Source organism: Olsenella uli, from assembly GCF_016899935.1.
Classification (GTDB): Bacteria; Actinomycetota; Coriobacteriia; order Coriobacteriales; family Atopobiaceae; genus Thermophilibacter; species Thermophilibacter uli_B.
On sequence record NZ_JACJJK010000001.1, the window covers coordinates 322829 to 337887 of the forward strand.

Consider the following 15059-nt stretch of genomic DNA (forward strand, 5'->3'; position numbering starts at 1 on the left):
TCCCCTCCCACGCGCAAGCCCCAATTTTGAGGAATTTCTCGGCCGGCGCCGGTGCGCTCCGCCGACAGCGCTCAGGTGGGCCATTCAGACGTTTTGTACGCAGTCTGGCGAGAAGAACGTCGGTTTGCTCCACCTGAGCCGGCAGCGCAGCGCCACGGCCGCACGAGAAAGGCGGGGCCGGGACGAACCCGACCCCGCCTCCACGGGAACGCAATACAAGCGTGCGGCTACAGCTCGATCGAGGTCTCCTTGATCGGGTTCACGGCCGCGCAGTGGCACGCGCAGAGGTGGCCCGGGGCGACCTCGCGCAGCGTCGGCTCCTCCTCGGAGCAGTGCGCCTGGGCGATCGGGCAGCGCGTGTGGAAGCGGCAGCCCGTCGGCGGGTCGATCGGCGAGGGCGGGTCGCCCGGCAGAATGATGCGCTTGCGGGTCTTCTGGACGTCCGGGTCTGGCACCGGCACGGCCGAGAGCAGCGACTGCGTGTAGGGGTGGTGCGGCTCGGTGTAGAGGGTCTTCCAGTCGGAGATCTCCACGATCTTGCCGAGGTACATCACCGCCACTCGGTCGGAGATGTGCTGGACCACGGAGAGGTCATGCGCGATGAAGAGGTACGCGGTGCCAAAGTGGTCCTGCAAGTCCTTGAGCAGGTTCAGCACCTGCGCCTGGATGGACACGTCGAGCGCGGAGACCGGCTCGTCGCAGATGATGAGCTTGGGGCGCAGCGCGAAGGCGCGGGCGATGCCGATGCGCTGGCGCTGGCCGCCGGAGAACTCGTGCGGGTAGCGGTTGATGTGCTCCGGGTTCAGGCCCACGACGTCGAGCAGTTCGCGGACGCGCTCGATGCGCTCCTCCTTGGTGCCGATGCCGTGGATGGTCATCGGCTCGGAGACGATCTCGCCGATCGTCATGCGCGGGTTAAGCGAGGCCTGCGGGTCCTGGAAGACGAACTGCATCTCGCGGCGCATGGCCTTGAGCTCCTTGTTGTTCATCTTCGCGACGTCTTTGCCCTGGAAGTACACGTGGCCCGCCGTGGGGTTGGTGAGGCGCATGATCGAGCGGCCGGTGGTGGACTTGCCGCAGCCGGACTCGCCGACCAGGCCGAAGGTCTCGCCGGGGTAGATCTCGAACGAGATGTCCTTGACGGCGGAGACCACGCGCTTGGAGAAGCGCCCGGCGATCATGCCCGCCTCGGCGGGGAACTCCTTGGAAAGGTGCTCGACCTTGAGCAGCGGCTCCTTCGTGGTGTCGACCATTAGGCCTCGCCTCCCTTCGGGGTCACGTCGAGCGTGTCGGGCATGCCCGTGGCGATCTTGCCGCGCGAACGCGACGTGTCGGGCGCGAACTTGAGGAACTCGGGGTCGTCCGCGAAGTGGCAGGCCGAGTAGTGGCCGGACTCGGTGACGATGTGCTCGGGCTCCTTCTGGTGGCAGATGTCCACGGCGTAGGGGCACCTCGGCGCGAACGGGCAGCCGGAGGGCAGGTTCACGAGCGACGGCGGGTTGCCGTGAATCGGCGTGAGCGGCTTCTTCTCGTCGATCGCCTGCTCGGGGATCGAGCGGATGAGGCCCCAGGTGTAGGGGTGGCGGCTCTCGTAGAAGATCTCGTCGGCGGTGCCGAACTCCACGGGACGGCCGGCGTACATGACCATGATCTTGTCGGCCATGTCGGCGACGACGCCCAGGTCGTGGGTGATCATGATGATCGCGTTGCCGTTCTTCTCCTGCATCTCCTTCATGAGCTCGATAATCTGGGCCTGGATGGTCACGTCCAGGGCCGTGGTGGGCTCGTCGGCGATGAGGATGTCAGGGTCGCAGGCCAGCGCCATGGCGATCATGACGCGCTGGCGCATGCCGCCGGAGAACTGGTGCGGGTACTCGTTGACGCGCTTCTCCGGGGACGGGATGCCCACCAGGCGCAGGAGCTCGGTCGCGCGCGCGAGGGCCTCCTTCTTGGAGTAGCCGCGGTGCAGGCGCAGGCCCTCCCCCACCTGACGGCCGATCTTGTAGACCGGGTTCAGGGAGGTCATGGGGTCCTGGAAGATCATCGCGATGTCGTTGCCGCGGATGTGCTGCATCTCCTGCTCGCTCATCTCCAGAAGCGAGCGGCCGCGGTAGCGGACGTCGCCGCCCTCGATCTTTCCCGGGGGCATGTCGATGAGGCCCATGATGGTCATGTGCGTCACGGACTTGCCGGAGCCGGACTCGCCCACCACGCCCAGGGTCTCGCCTCGGTCGAGCGTGTAGGAGACGCCGTTGACGGCCTTGACCACGCCGTCCTCGGTGTGGAAAAACATCTTGAGGTTGTCGACCTCGAGCAGGTGCTGGCCCTCGGGGATGGGCTGCGTCTTGAGGTCGACGTAATCGTTCTTCTTCTTTGCCATCATGCATCCTTCATCTTGACGTCGAGGGCGTCGCGCAGACCGTCACCGAGCAGCGTGAAGGCGAGCACGGTAGAGAGGATCGCGAGACCCGGCATGATCATGAGCCAGGGCGCCGTCATGAGGTAGGCCTGACCGTCCTGGATCATGATGCCCCAGGAGGGGTTGGGCGGCTGGACGCCCATGCCGAGGAAGGAGATGGCCGCCTCGGACAGGATGGCGGAGCCGATGTTCATCGTCGCGTAGACCACGATGGAGGCCACGGAGTTGGGGAAGATGTGGCGGGCGATGATGCGCGCGTCGGAAGCGCCCATCGCGCGGGCGGCGTCCACGTAGTCGTTCTCCTTGACCGAGAGGATCGCGGAGCGGAAGACGCGGGCGATGCTCGGCCAGCCCAGGATGCCGATGGCCACGAAGACGTTCGTGATGCTCTGCCCCAGGGCCGCGATCAGGCACAGGACGAAGAGCACGTACGGGAAGGCCAGGAAGATGTCCGCTGCGCGCATGATGATGGTGTCCCAGATGCCGCCGTAGTACGCGGCGAGGGCGCCCATCACGAGGCCGATGGCCGTGGAGATCGCGGTGGCGAGAAGACCGATGGTCAGCGAGATGCGCGCGCCGTAGATCACGCGGACGAGGATGTCACGACCGGTGACGTCCGTGCCGAACGGGTGGTCGAGCGACGGCGGCAGCAGCGACTGCGTGGCCATCTGCGTGGTGTCGGCCGCCGTGGGCGAGCCGAGCAGCTGGGGCGCCCAGAGGTCGGCCGTGATGGCGACGAGGGCGACGAAGATGATCCAGCACGCGGCGATGATCGCGAGCTTGTTCTGGCGCAGGCGCTTCCAGGCGTCGCCCCAGAGCGTGCGCGACGTGCCGCTGCCCTTGTCGTGCTCCTGAGCCGCGGCGTCCGCCGTGGCCTCCATCCCCAGACGCTGGGTGGGACTCGGATACAGCATGTTCCGCCCTCCTAGTCTTCGCTCTTGCTGCTACCCAGCCTGATGCGAGGATCAAGGAAGGCATAGCTGATGTCGACGATGAGGTTGATGATCATGACCACCACGATGATGATCGTGACGCCGCCCATGACGAGCGGCCAGTCGCGCGCCGAGATGGCGCGGTAGATCTCGTAGCCCACGCCGGGCCAGTTGAAGACCGTCTCGGTGAGGATGGCGCCCGCCATCATCGCACCGAAGTCGATGCCGATGTAGGTCACGACGGGGATGAGCGCGTTCTTGAGGGCGTGGTGCAGGATGACCGCACGGTTGGAGAGGCCCTTGGCCTTGGCCGTGCGGATGTAGTCCTGGTTGAGGACGTCAAGCAGCTGCGAGCGCATGATGCGCGCGGTGTAGGCCGTGGAGACCGAGGCCAGCGTGAACGCCGGGAGGATGTAGTGCATCCAGTCCTGGTACGGCGAGCTCGGGCTGCCGGCGCCGGAGATGGGCATCGAGAAGGCCCCGCCCGTGAGGTCCTTGAGCCAGATGCCAAATATCAGCTGCAAGATCATGCCGAGCCAGAACGCCGGGACGGCCACGAGCACCGAGGTCACGAGCGTCACGAGGACGTCCCAGAACGAGTAGCGCTTGACGGCCGAGATGAGGCCGGCGCCGATGCCCATCACCGCCTCGAGGCAGATGGCGCAGGCGGCGAGCTTGATGGTGTAGGGGTACTTCTCGGCGAAGATGTCCGTGACCGGGCGCTTCTTGGAGTAGGAGGTGCCGAGGTCGCCGTGGAGAAGGTCATCCATGTAGCGGATGTACTGCTCCCAGACGGGAACGGGAATGGTGTCGCCGTTCTCGTCGTAGATGGGCTGGCCGTTCTCGTTGCCGTAGATCATGTTGTTCTGCACCTCGAGCTGAAGACGCGTCTGCTCGGGTACGGCACGACCGCCGGTGATCATCGAGATCGGGTCACCGGGCACGATTGCCTTCATGGCGAACAAGATGATCGTCACGCCGATGAAGACAGGGATGAATTGAAGCACGCGCTTCAATATGTATTTCCCCATAGACTACTCCCTGCTGCCTAATCCATCAAAAGCGGGCGCCCATCCACGAGGACGGGCGCCCTGCACAGATATAATCGAAATTATATCTTTAGAAGCCCTTCTTCACCAAAGCTACGCTTCGCCAAAGCTACTCGGCGCTGACGAGCTGGGCCTTGGAGAGGTCGGCCTTCTTCTGCGGGTCGAGGTACAGCGTGGCCACGTTGGAGCCGCCGACCATGGTGTGGGTATAGAACATGATCGGGATGACCGGCATGTCCTCGGCGATCTCCTTGTTGACGGCCTGGAGGGCGGCCTTGCGCTCGGCGTCGTCAACGGTGGAGCGGGCGGCCATGAGCTTCTCATCGACGTCCGGGTTGCTGTAGCCGGCGCGGTTGTCGCCGTTGCCGGTGTAGAACAGCGGGTAGAGGAAGTTGTCCATGATCGGGTAGTCGGCGACCCAGCCCAGACGACCGAACTGGTAGTCCAGCTTCTGGTAGAGGTCGAGGCAGGTGGCCCAGTCCGGCGTGTTGGCGACGCAGGTGATGCCCACGGCCGCGAGGTCGGAGATGATGGAGTCCATGACCTCCTTGTGGCCGCCGTCCTGGTTCGAGGTGATCTCGAGGTTCAGGCCGCGGTTGCCGTCGGCGTCGGCGGGATAGTACTGGTCGAGGATCTCCTTGGCGGCGTCAACGTCGTAGCGGGAGTACTCCCACGCGCCCTCCTCGTAGCCGTCGATTCCGGGCGGGACGATGTTGTCAGCCGGCGTGCGGGAGCCGCTGAAGAGCGTGTCGCAGATGGCCTGACGGTTGATGGCCAGGGACACGGCGTGACGCAGGTTCACGTCGGCGAACGGGCCGTCGACCACGTTGCAGGTCAGGTAGTACGTGGAGGGCTCGGTGCCGTTGAGGAACTGGTGGCCCGGGGTCATGGTGTAGCCGTCCTCGGACTCGCCGTACTGCTCGGCAGCGGACTTGAGGGAGGCCACGGGGACGTCGGAGACGTCGAGGTTGCCGGCCTGGAACTCCTTGTAGGCGGTCTCCACGTCCTTCTGGATCATGAAGTTGACGCCGTCGAGGATGGCCTTGTCGCCGTAGTAGTCGTCAAAGCGGACGATGTTGATGTACTGACCGTCGACCCACTCGCCGTCCATCTTGAAGGGGCCGTTGCCCACGGGCGCGAGGCCGAAGTCGACCTGGTCCATGTCCTTGGCGCAGTCGGGGATGGGGGCCAGCGCCGGGTGGGAGGCCACGTAGGGGAAGTCAGCGTAGCTGTAGGAGAGCTTGACGACGAGCGTGGAGTCGTCAGGGCAGGAGAGGCCCGTCATCTCCTCGGCGTTGCCGGCGGCGAGGTCGTCGTAGCCCTCGATCATGGCGAGGTGGTAGCCGATCACCGACGGGCTGTCGGGGTTGGTGGCGGGGTTGACGATGCGCTCCCAGCCGTACTTCCAGTTGGCGGCCTTGACGTCAGTGCCGTCGTGGAACTTGGCGGCCTTGAGGTGGAAGGTGAACTCGGTGGCGTCATCGTTGACGTCCCAGCTCTCGGCGGCCAGCGGGACGAGCTCGCTGTTCTGGAAGTCGTACTGCGTCAGCGAGTCAAAGAGCTGGAAGCCGACCTGGGTGCCCTGGTCCTCCTGCAGGTTGAAGGGCTCGATGCAGACCGGGTTGTTGATGTAGTAACGCAGGGTGCCGCCCGTGGCGCCACCCTCGGCGGCGCCGCCGCCACCCTTCTGGCCGCAGCCGGCAAGCGCCGCGAGCGCGCTGGCGGCGATGCCGCCCTTCACGAACGAGCGACGAGTGACACCACCCATCTTCTCCTGAGCCATACTTTTCCTCCTCCTGTAAACGAGGCGGGCAAACCGTTTGCCCCGTCCCTCGGCCTGGGTGGGCATCTGATGCGCCCACCTTGACGGCTGCTTACTTTACCCTAAAAAAGCATCGGAGGGCCGTCCCGACACGCATCTGAAACGTTTACGCCCCCAGATGCCGCATAACGGGCGTCCGGGGGCGCAATCTGTTGTGGTTTGGGCGACGCCTGGGCGCAGGCGCGGGGCGGCGCTGTGCTGCGCGCTAGCCGAGCCTGCCGGTCGGGAACGTCACGGCCATGACGACGACGCAGACGACAAAGACCGTCGCGGTGATGACCGTGAGGCGGTTGAGGTTCTTCTCGAGCACGCCCGAGCCGGTGCCGGAGTTGTAGAGCGAGGAGGCGATCATCTCGGAGACGCCGGTGCCCTTGCCGGAGTGCATGAGCACGAGAATCACGGTGAGGGCGCCGGAGAGGAAGAGCAGAACGGTGAGGACGATGTTGAGCGGGTTCACAGGGGCTCCTTCAGGACAGCTGCATAGCAAGTGGTTATGGTAGCACACCGCCGTGGTCGCTGCTCCAGGGAGGAATTTCGTACACTCGACGCGCATTCCTGCGGCACGGTTCTTCTCGACCTGCGCCTTTTCCGTTTTTCGGGTATCCAATATACGAATTACGCCACAGAAAGGGCCCGAGCCGAAGCCCGGACCCCAAAAAGTTGCCTAAAACGGGTCTGACCCCTTTTGAGCAAGTTTTACGCCATGGCGCTCTTGACCATCGCGGCGAAGCTGTCGGCCTTGAGGGAGGCGCCGCCGACGAGCGCGCCGTCGACGTCCTCCTTCTCCAGGAAGCCGGCGATGTTCTCGGGCTTGGCGGAGCCGCCGTAGAGGACGCGGATGCCCTGGGCGACCTCCTCGCCGAAGACCTCGACGAGGGTCGCGCGGATGGCGCCGCAGACCTCCTGGGCGTCGTCGGCCGTGGCAGTCTTGCCGGTGCCGATGGCCCAGATGGGCTCGTAGGCGATCACGTACTTGGAGGGGTCGGTGATCGTGAGGCCCTCGGTGTCCTTCTTGATCTGGTCGACGACGAACTCGACGTGCTTGCCGGCCTCGCGGACCTCGAGGGACTCGCCGCAGCAGGAGATGGGCACGATGCCGTGAGCCATGAGGGCCTTGGCCTTCTTGTTCACGTCCTCGTCCGTCTCGCCGAAGTAGTCGCGGCGCTCGGAGTGACCGATGATGCAGTGGGTGGCACCCACGGCCTCGAGCATGTTGGGAGCGGTCTCGCCGGTGTAGGCGCCGGACTCCTCCCAGTAGACGTTCTGCGCGCCGAGCGCGAACGGGGCGCTCGTCTGCTCGATGACCTCGGAGACGCCCTTGAGGTCGACGGCGGGCGGGCAGACGACGACGTCAACGTCGCCGGTGCCGCCGGCCAGCTCGTCGGCAAGGCCCTGGGCGAGGACGACGCCCTCGCTGTAGGTCTTGTTCATCTTCCAGTTGCCAGCGATCATCCTCTTACGCATCGAGAAGCGCCTCCACTCCGGGCAGGGCCTTGCCCTCGACGAGCTCCATGGACGCGCCACCGCCGGTGGAGATCCAGCTCATCTTGTCGGCCAGGCCGAACTTGTTGATGGCCGCGACGGAGTCGCCACCGCCGATGATCGAGGTGCAGTCGGAGTCCGCGATGGCGCGGGCGACGGCCTCGGTGCCGTGGGCGAAGTTGTCAAACTCGAAGACGCCCATCGGGCCGTTCCAGAAGACGGTCTTGGCGCCCTTGATGGCCTCGGCGTAGAGCTTCTCGGTCTCGGGACCGATGTCCATGCCCTCACGGTCGTCGGGGATGGCGTCGGAGGCGACGATCTCCGGCACGGCGTCCTCGCCGAAGTGGTCGGCAACGCGGTTGTCCACGGGGAGCAGGATCTTGACGCCCTTCTCCTCGGCCTTCTTCAGCATCTCGCCGGCGCGCTCGACCCAGTCCTCCTCCTTGAGGGACATGCCGACGGACATGCCCTGCGCGAGGAAGAAGGTGTAGGCCATGCCGCCGCCGATGATCAGCGTGTCGGCGGAGTCGATCAGGTGATCGAGGACGCCGATCTTGGAGGACACCTTGGAGCCGCCGACGATGGCGACGAAGGGGCGCTCGGGCTCGGCGAAGATGGAGGTCAGGGTGTCGACCTCCTTCTCGAGCAGGAAGCCGGCGTAGGCGGGCAGGTACGCGGCGGGGCCCACGACGGAGCCCTGGGCGCGGTGCGCGGTGCCGAAGGCGTCGAGCACGAAGATGTCGCCGTAGGACGCGAGGATCTTGGCGATCTCGGGGTCGTTCTTCTTCTCGCGCTTGTCGAAGCGGACGTTCTCGAGGACGAGGATCTCGCCGTCCTGGAGGGCGTCGACGGCGGCCTTGGCCTTCTCGCCGTAGGTGTCGTCGACGAACTTCACGTCATAGCCGGTGAGCTCGGCGAGCTTGTCGGCGGCCGGCTTCAGGGAGAAGGCGGGCTCAGGGCCGTCGCCCTTGGGGCGGCCGAGGTGGCTCATGAGGATGATCTTGGCGCCCTTGTCCTTGAGGTACTTGATCGTGGGGATGGCGGCGCGGACGCGGGTGTCGTCGGTCACGACGCCGTCCTTCAGGGGGACGTTGAAGTCCACGCGCATGAGGACGCGCTTGCCCGCGACGTCGGCGTCGCGGACGGTCTTCTTGGTGAAGGCCATGTTCACTCCTTCTTACGGGACCTTACGGAAAAGGGGCGCGGCCGCGGCCCTGTGAGCTGCGACCGCACCCCTGAGCGAAGCTGATGCGAAGCGGTTGCTACGCGACGAACTTCTCGAAGTACTTGATGGTGCGGACCATCTGGGAGGTGTAGGAGTTCTCGTTGTCGTACCAAGAGGTGACCTGAACGAGGCTCTGGCCGTTGCCGAGGTCCTGGACCATGGTCTGGGTGGCGTCGAAGATCGAGCCGTGGGTCTCGCCGATGATGTCGGAGGAGACGATGTCGTCCTCGTTGTAGGCGAAGGTCTCGGGGATGGTCTCGGCGTAGGCCTTCATCGCGGCGTTGACCTCGTCCTTGGTGACGACCTTGTCAACCACGCAGTAGAGGTTGGTGATGGAGCCGGTCGGCGTCGGGACGCGCTGGGCGGCACCGATGAGCTTGCCGTTGAGCTCCGGGAGGACCAGGCCGATGGCCTTGGCGGCACCCGTGGAGTTGGGGACGATGTTCTGCGCGCAGGCGCGGGAGCGACGCTTGTTGCCCTTGCGCTGCGGGCCGTCGAGCGGCATCTGGTCGCCGGTGTAGGCGTGGATGGTGGTCATGATGCCGGAGACGATCGGGGCGAAGTCGTTCAGGCCCTTGGCCATCGGGGCGAGGCAGTTGGTGGTGCAGGAGGCAGCGGAGATGATGTTGTCATCGGCGGTCAGCTGCTCGTGGTTGACGTTGTAGACGATCGTGGGGAGGTCGTTGCCCGCGGGAGCGGAGATGACGACCTTCTTGGCGCCGGCGTCGATGTGGGCCTGGGCCTTGGCCTTGGAGGTGTAGAAGCCGGTGCACTCGAGGACGACGTCAACGCCGAGCTCGCCCCAGGGGAGCTTGGAGGCGTCGGCCTCCTTGTAGATGGTGATCTTCTTGCCGTCGACGGTGATGGAGTCCTCGCCGGCCTCGACCTTGTGGTCGCGGGCGTAGTTGCCCTGCGTGGTGTCATACTTCAGCAGGTAGGCAAGCATGTCCGGGGAGGTGAGGTCGTTGATGGCAACGATCTCGGAGCCCTCGTGACCGAACATCTGACGGAACGCCAGACGGCCGATGCGACCAAAGCCGTTGATAGCAACCTTTACTGCCATGCTTTCTCCTTTCACGGGGCCGTCGGGGCTCCTCCCCGGCGGACCAAAGCACACATGGGCGTCGTGCCCTTGCCAAGCGATAGTGTACCCCACACGAGACGGACCATACAACGCAATCTGAAACACGGCGGCAATTTGAGCGGTGGGCGCTCAGATTTTGGCGGCTGACGTGAGATGGTTCCCGTACGGGGCTACGTGCGGGGCGCAGCGAGAAGGACGTGCGGCCGCTATTCCGCGCTCTTCTCGGCCGCTCGCTCGGCCTCCTCCACGAGCGCCTGCAGGCGCAGGAAGCGGTGGTACATCGCGGACTTGGACGCGGGCGGGTCGAGCCGCTCGCCGAGCGCCGCGAGGCTGAGCTCGGGGTTGGCCCTCCGGGCGCGGCAGAACTCCCGCAGCGCCGGCGGCAGCGCGGAGAGCCCGACGCTGCGCTCCGCCCGCTCGATCAGCTCGAGCTGCTCGGCGGCCGCCCCCGTCGAGCGCGCCTGGTTGGCCATCTCGGCGTTGACGCGCCGGTTGACGTCGTTCTTGACGGACTTCTTGGCGCGCGCGACCTCCACGAAGCGCGCCGTCCTGAGCGCGCCCATCCCCCGCAGCAGGGCGCTCACGTCGTCGTAGCTCTTGAGGTAGACGGCAAAGGCGCCGCGCCGCCGGTTCAGGCGCGCGGCCGCGCCGAGCGAGCCGACGAGGCGCACCAGGTCGGCCGCGTAGTCCTCCCCCGTCACCGCGATCTCCAGGTGGAACTCGCCGCGCGGGTCCGCGATGAAGCCGCCCGCCATGAAGGCGCCGCGCACGTAGGCGGAACGCGCCTCCGGGCTGGCGACGAGCGCCGCGGGGACGCCCGGGCTCAGGCCGCGCCCCGGCGTGAGGATGCCCATGCGCACAAGGTCCGCGTCGAGCCCCTCCTGCACGGGCATCTCGATCAGGTAGTTGCGCGTCTTGTGCAGCACCGAGCGGCGCACCGTGAGCGAGGTCTCCAGGTCGAAGAGCTTGTGCGTGAGCTTGATCACCGTGCGCGCCACGGCGCCCGTCTCGGTGGCCACGCGGATGGAGTAGCGCCCCGACCCGTGGAACGACAGCGTGCCGCAGATGCGCACGAGCGCGGAGAGCTGCGCGAGCTCGGCCGCGCGCGAGGGGGGCTCCACGCGGGAGAGCTCGTCTTTGACCTCGGCGGTGAACGACATGGCGCCCCTAGCTCGTCCGGACGTTGGCGAGCGCGAGGTCGCGGTGCGAGATGCTCACGTGGTAGCCGCCCTTCTCGAGGTAGGCGGCCGTGGCCTCGGCGATGGCGACGCTCCTGTGCTGGCCGCCGGTGCAGCCCACGGCGATGGAGAGGTGGCTCTTACCCTCCGTCACGTAGCCGGGCATGGCCACGTCGAGCAGGCGCTGCCACGCCTCCATGAACTTCTCGGTCGTGGGGTTGTTGAGCACGAAGTCCGCGACCAGCTGGTCCTTGCCCGTGAGCGTGCGCATGACGGGGTCGTAGAAGGGGTTGGGCAGGAAGCGCACGTCGATCATCAGGTCCGCCTCGACCGGCATGCCGTGCTTGAAGCCGAAGGAGAAGACCGAGACCTCCATGAGCTGCTGGTCGGTGAGCTCGGAGAAGGCGCGGCGCAGGCGGGCGCGCAGCTCGCGGGTGCGCAGGCGGCTCGTGTCGATCACGAGGTCGGCGGCGTCGCGCACGGCGGAGAGCTGGGCGCGCTCGCGGGCGATGGCGCGCCCGAGCGGCTCCCCCGGCGCGGCCAGCGGGTGGCGGCGGCGGTTCTCGTCGTAGCGGCGCATGAGGACCTCGTCGGAGGTGTCGAGAAACACCACACTGCAGGAGATCTCGTGCTCGCGCAGGCGGGTCACGGACTCCGCGAACTCGTCGAAGAGGCCCTGGCTGCGCAGGTCGCAGGTCACGGCGAGGTGGCGCCCCACGCCCGAGTTGATGCCCACGAGCTCGGCGAGCTGCAGAAGCAGGCGCGGCGGCAGGTTGTCCAGGCAGTAGTAGCCCATGTCCTCGAAGACGTGGAGGGCCTGGGTGCGCCCGGAGCCGCTCATGCCCGTGATCACCACGACGTCGGGCACGCGCGCGGCACCCTCCGCGGCGCGCATCTGCTGGCCGTCTGCTGACATGGGACCCCCCTCTCGGCTCCCGCCTAGTATACCCCGCCGCCCGGCGCGAGGCCCGAGCGCTACCGCTCCTCGGGGTAGACGACGCCCCAGTCGGCGCGCAGGCGCGTCATGAGCTCCATGACGTCGGCGGCGTAGTCGAGCAGGACGCGCTTCTCGGCGTCGCCCGCCACCGCGGCCTCGAGGTCGGCCATCTCGTAGCAGAGCGCGTAGGCCTCCTCGCCGGCGGCCACCTCCTCGGTGCGGCCGTCGTCGGTCCAGACGATCTGCGCGCGGTCGGCGCGGGGGTAGCCCGTCACCTCGAGGTAGCAGCGGTCGAAGGCGACGACGGCACGCTTGGGCTGCTTGGCGTGCAGCGTGAGCGAGACCACGCCGAGCTGGCCCTCGGCGTTGCGGCAGACGATGCCGCCCTCCTCGTCCACGCCGGTCGCCGCGAGGTTGCCGAGCGAGACCACCTCGGTGGGCTGGCTCTCCATGAAGACGCGCATGATGGTGAGCGCGTAGACGCCGATGTCGAGTAGGGCGCCGCCGGCGAGCGCGGGGTTGAAGAAGCGGCTCGAGTAGTCGCCGTACTCGCGGAAGCTGCCAAAGTTGACCTGCGCGAGCCGCATGCGGCCGAACTCCCCGGAGCGGGCGCGGCGGAGCAGCTCGGCGTAGAGCGGCATGTGCAGGATCGTCGTGGCGTCCATGAGGACGACGCCGTTTTTGGCGGCCAGCTCGCGCGCCTCGTCGAGCTCGGCGGAGTTCAGCGTGATGGACTTCTCGCAGAGCACGTGCTTGCCCGCCGCGAGGGCGCCGCGCAGGTAGCGGATGTGCGTGTTGTGCGGCGTGGTGACGTAGACGGCGTCCACCGCCGGGTCGGCGTAGAGGTCCTCGACCGTGTCGTAGACGCGCTCGACGCCGTGGCGCTCCGCGAAGGCGACGGCCTTCTCGTGCGTGCGGTTGGCGACGCCGTGGATGCGGCGACCGGCCAGGGCGAGGGCGTCCGCCATCTGGTTGGCGATCACCCCGCAGCCGATGACGGCCCAGGTGAGCTGCGGCGCGGTGAAGATGTCGTCCGGGAACGGGCGGCCCTTCACGGCCTCGTAGGCGGCAGCGGCAGCGGTTGCGGCGTCGAGCGGAACGGCGGTCTTCTCGGGCATGGGGCCTCCTTTGAGGTCAGACGGCTTCTCCGGGCTTCTCGCCCATTATCCCCCGCCGGCCCCCGTTTTTGTCGCGCGTCTTCATGATGTCATGCAGAGATGACTCACATGTAACTGTAGTGCGACCACACGTTGCCGTCCTGGTCGACCATGTCGGTCGTGACCGGGTCGTACGTGAAGGTTATCTCCACGGGCTCCAGAACGATGACGGTCGTGGAGTCCGGGCTCGTCCAGCGTCCCTCCTCCATGTTGACCCAACAGGTCCCGTCCGGATTGAACATGACGTTGCGCGTGGTCCCCTGCTGGTCCCACTCCCCGCTGAGCACGACCGGCGTCGACATCGCGTCGTCGTAGGCAGCCACCGCCTCGGGGAAGCTCGCGGAGAGGTCGCCCGCGGCCGCGAGCGAGACCATACGGTACCCGAGCACGCTGGCGTCGCTCCGCTGCGCGACCACGTGGTAGTAGCAGAGGCGGGGCGCGTCGGTGCCAGGCAGGGTGAGCATCGCCAGGTCATAGGCGAGGTAGGTGCCATACGAGGTGAAGTTGCCCGTCCAGACGGTCTCGCCGACGGGGGGCGGTACCCACGCGCACAGTCCAGGTGCCCGTGGACTCGTCGTAGAGGAGCGCGTCGGTGGCGTTGTGGAGGTAGGAGAGGTCATCGGGCGCCGAGCCGTAGTAGGTCGAGAGAATCGCGCGCACGCCGTCGTCGGTCAGGGTGTAGCTCCAGCCGGGGTCATGGGACTCGGCCACGCCCAGCGGGTCGCCCGAGACGCTCTGGCCCGTCTCGCCGTGCGTCAGAGCGAACGTGTCGCTCAGCGTGAGCGCGATTGCCACGAGCTGGGCGTCGACGGTCACGTCGCCCGCCTGTGCCCGGACGACGGAGATCGTCTGCTGCCAGGCCCGGGGCTCCACGCCAAAGTTGTAGAGCGCGGCGAGGAGCTCCAGGTTGTCACGGGTCTGGTCGTCCACGGTCGCGGCGTCGCCCGAGACCTGGACGGCGTCGTCGAGGCGAACGTCGGTGAGGCCGGACAGGCCGGCGAGGTCGACGCTCTCCAGGCCGCAGCCGGTGGCGCTCACCGTCCCCAGGACGTCGCCCTTGGGCAGCGCGAGGGAGGAAAGCCCCGCGTTTCCGTCACAGCTGACGGACGCGAGGGCACCGTTGGCCGAGAGGTCGAGGCCCGTCAGCTGGTTGGAGGAGCAGTCGAGGTCGGCGAGGTTTGCCTGGCCGGAGACGTCGAGGCTCGCCAGCTGGTTGGAGGAGCAGTCCAGCGCCGTGAGGTTGGTCAGCCCCGAGAGGTCCAGCTCCGTCAGCTGGTTGCCGGCGCAGACGAGCTGCGCGAGGTTGGAGAAGGTCGAGATGCCCTCCAGGCTGGTGACGCCGAGGCCGGCAAGGCCGTTGCCCGCGACCGCGTCCGCCGAGGCGTCGCCGATCGCCGTGACGGCGTCAGCCTCCTCCTGGTCGATCCCGCCGTTGCCGTCGACGTCCACGTTCTGCGCGAGGTAGGCTCGGAAGGCCTCGTCCGGCACGTCCTGGAGGTCGAGCACGATCTTGGGACCGAGCAGGTGCGGCAGCAGGAGCCACGCGGCCACGCCGAGCGCCGCGACGACCACCACGACCGCGGCCGCGACGAGCGCCGCCCGGCGGCGGCCGGGGCGTGCGGGCTTCTCGTACTTCTCGCCAGACGTGCCCTGGCCGAGGCTCGTGGGGTCATCCGCATGGGACCCGGCTGCGACGGCCGCTCCGCAGCGCGTGCAGAACCTCGCGTTGTCAGGAATGGTGCTTCCGCAGCTTGCACACCTCATGGGCACCCCT

At 67.1% G+C, this 15059-nt stretch carries 14 protein-coding genes; all 14 read right to left on the reverse strand.

Annotated features, from left to right (window positions below; all coding sequences use genetic code 11):
• Window positions 1–227: 227 nt before the first annotated feature.
• The 14 genes from H6A07_RS01460 to H6A07_RS01525 all read right to left on the reverse strand — a co-directional run bounded on the left by H6A07_RS01460 (window position 228) and on the right by H6A07_RS01525 (window position 15049).
• Window positions 228–1253 carry an ABC transporter ATP-binding protein gene (locus H6A07_RS01460; RefSeq protein WP_204812607.1) on the reverse strand — a complete coding sequence of 342 codons (1026 nt, stop codon included), beginning with the start codon at window positions 1251–1253 and terminating at the stop codon, window positions 228–230.
• Complete coding sequence (locus H6A07_RS01465) at window positions 1253–2380, reverse strand: ABC transporter ATP-binding protein (protein ID WP_204812608.1); 1128 nt, start codon at window positions 2378–2380, stop codon at window positions 1253–1255. Before H6A07_RS01465 ends, H6A07_RS01460 begins: the two co-directional genes overlap by 1 nt.
• Window positions 2380–3333 (reverse strand): ABC transporter permease, encoded by a 954-nt coding sequence (locus tag H6A07_RS01470; RefSeq protein ID WP_204812609.1) that lies wholly within the window; start codon window positions 3331–3333, stop codon window positions 2380–2382. Before H6A07_RS01470 ends, H6A07_RS01465 begins: the two co-directional genes overlap by 1 nt.
• 11 nt (window positions 3334–3344) lie before the next feature.
• Window positions 3345–4382, reverse strand: a complete 1038-nt coding sequence (locus tag H6A07_RS01475; protein WP_204812610.1) for an ABC transporter permease — start codon at window positions 4380–4382, stop codon at window positions 3345–3347.
• 127 nt (window positions 4383–4509) lie between these two features.
• On the reverse strand, window positions 4510–6183 hold the full coding sequence (locus H6A07_RS01480; RefSeq protein ID WP_204812612.1) for an ABC transporter substrate-binding protein: 1674 nt from the start codon (window positions 6181–6183) through the stop codon (window positions 4510–4512).
• A gap of 244 nt (window positions 6184–6427) precedes the next feature.
• Window positions 6428–6679, reverse strand: a complete 252-nt coding sequence (gene secG, locus H6A07_RS10150; protein WP_342636527.1) for a preprotein translocase subunit SecG — start codon at window positions 6677–6679, stop codon at window positions 6428–6430.
• Window positions 6680–6918: 239 nt separating this feature from the next.
• Complete coding sequence (gene tpiA, locus H6A07_RS01490; RefSeq protein ID WP_204812616.1) at window positions 6919–7686, reverse strand: triose-phosphate isomerase; 768 nt, start codon at window positions 7684–7686, stop codon at window positions 6919–6921.
• Entirely contained in the window at window positions 7679–8869 is a 1191-nt protein-coding gene (locus H6A07_RS01495; RefSeq protein ID WP_204812617.1) for a phosphoglycerate kinase, read from the reverse strand. Before H6A07_RS01495 ends, tpiA begins: the two co-directional genes overlap by 8 nt.
• A gap of 97 nt (window positions 8870–8966) precedes the next feature.
• Complete coding sequence (gap, locus tag H6A07_RS01500) at window positions 8967–9992, reverse strand: type I glyceraldehyde-3-phosphate dehydrogenase (RefSeq protein ID WP_075279897.1); 1026 nt, start codon at window positions 9990–9992, stop codon at window positions 8967–8969.
• Between the two features lie 227 nt (window positions 9993–10219).
• Window positions 10220–11173 (reverse strand): DNA-binding protein WhiA, encoded by a 954-nt coding sequence (whiA, locus tag H6A07_RS01505; protein WP_204812618.1) that lies wholly within the window; start codon window positions 11171–11173, stop codon window positions 10220–10222.
• Between the two features lie 7 nt (window positions 11174–11180).
• The gene (rapZ, locus tag H6A07_RS01510; protein WP_204812619.1) at window positions 11181–12107 is read right to left on the reverse strand and encodes an RNase adapter RapZ; all 927 of its coding nucleotides are present in this window, start codon (window positions 12105–12107) and stop codon (window positions 11181–11183) included.
• Window positions 12108–12166: 59 nt separating this feature from the next.
• Window positions 12167–13246 carry a Gfo/Idh/MocA family protein gene (locus H6A07_RS01515; RefSeq protein ID WP_204812620.1) on the reverse strand — a complete coding sequence of 360 codons (1080 nt, stop codon included), beginning with the start codon at window positions 13244–13246 and terminating at the stop codon, window positions 12167–12169.
• Between the two features lie 104 nt (window positions 13247–13350).
• Complete coding sequence (locus H6A07_RS01520) at window positions 13351–13749, reverse strand: hypothetical protein (RefSeq protein WP_204812621.1); 399 nt, start codon at window positions 13747–13749, stop codon at window positions 13351–13353.
• A gap of 7 nt (window positions 13750–13756) precedes the next feature.
• On the reverse strand, window positions 13757–15049 hold the full coding sequence (locus tag H6A07_RS01525) for a leucine-rich repeat domain-containing protein (protein ID WP_204812622.1): 1293 nt from the start codon (window positions 15047–15049) through the stop codon (window positions 13757–13759).
• Window positions 15050–15059: the final 10 nt, after the last annotated feature.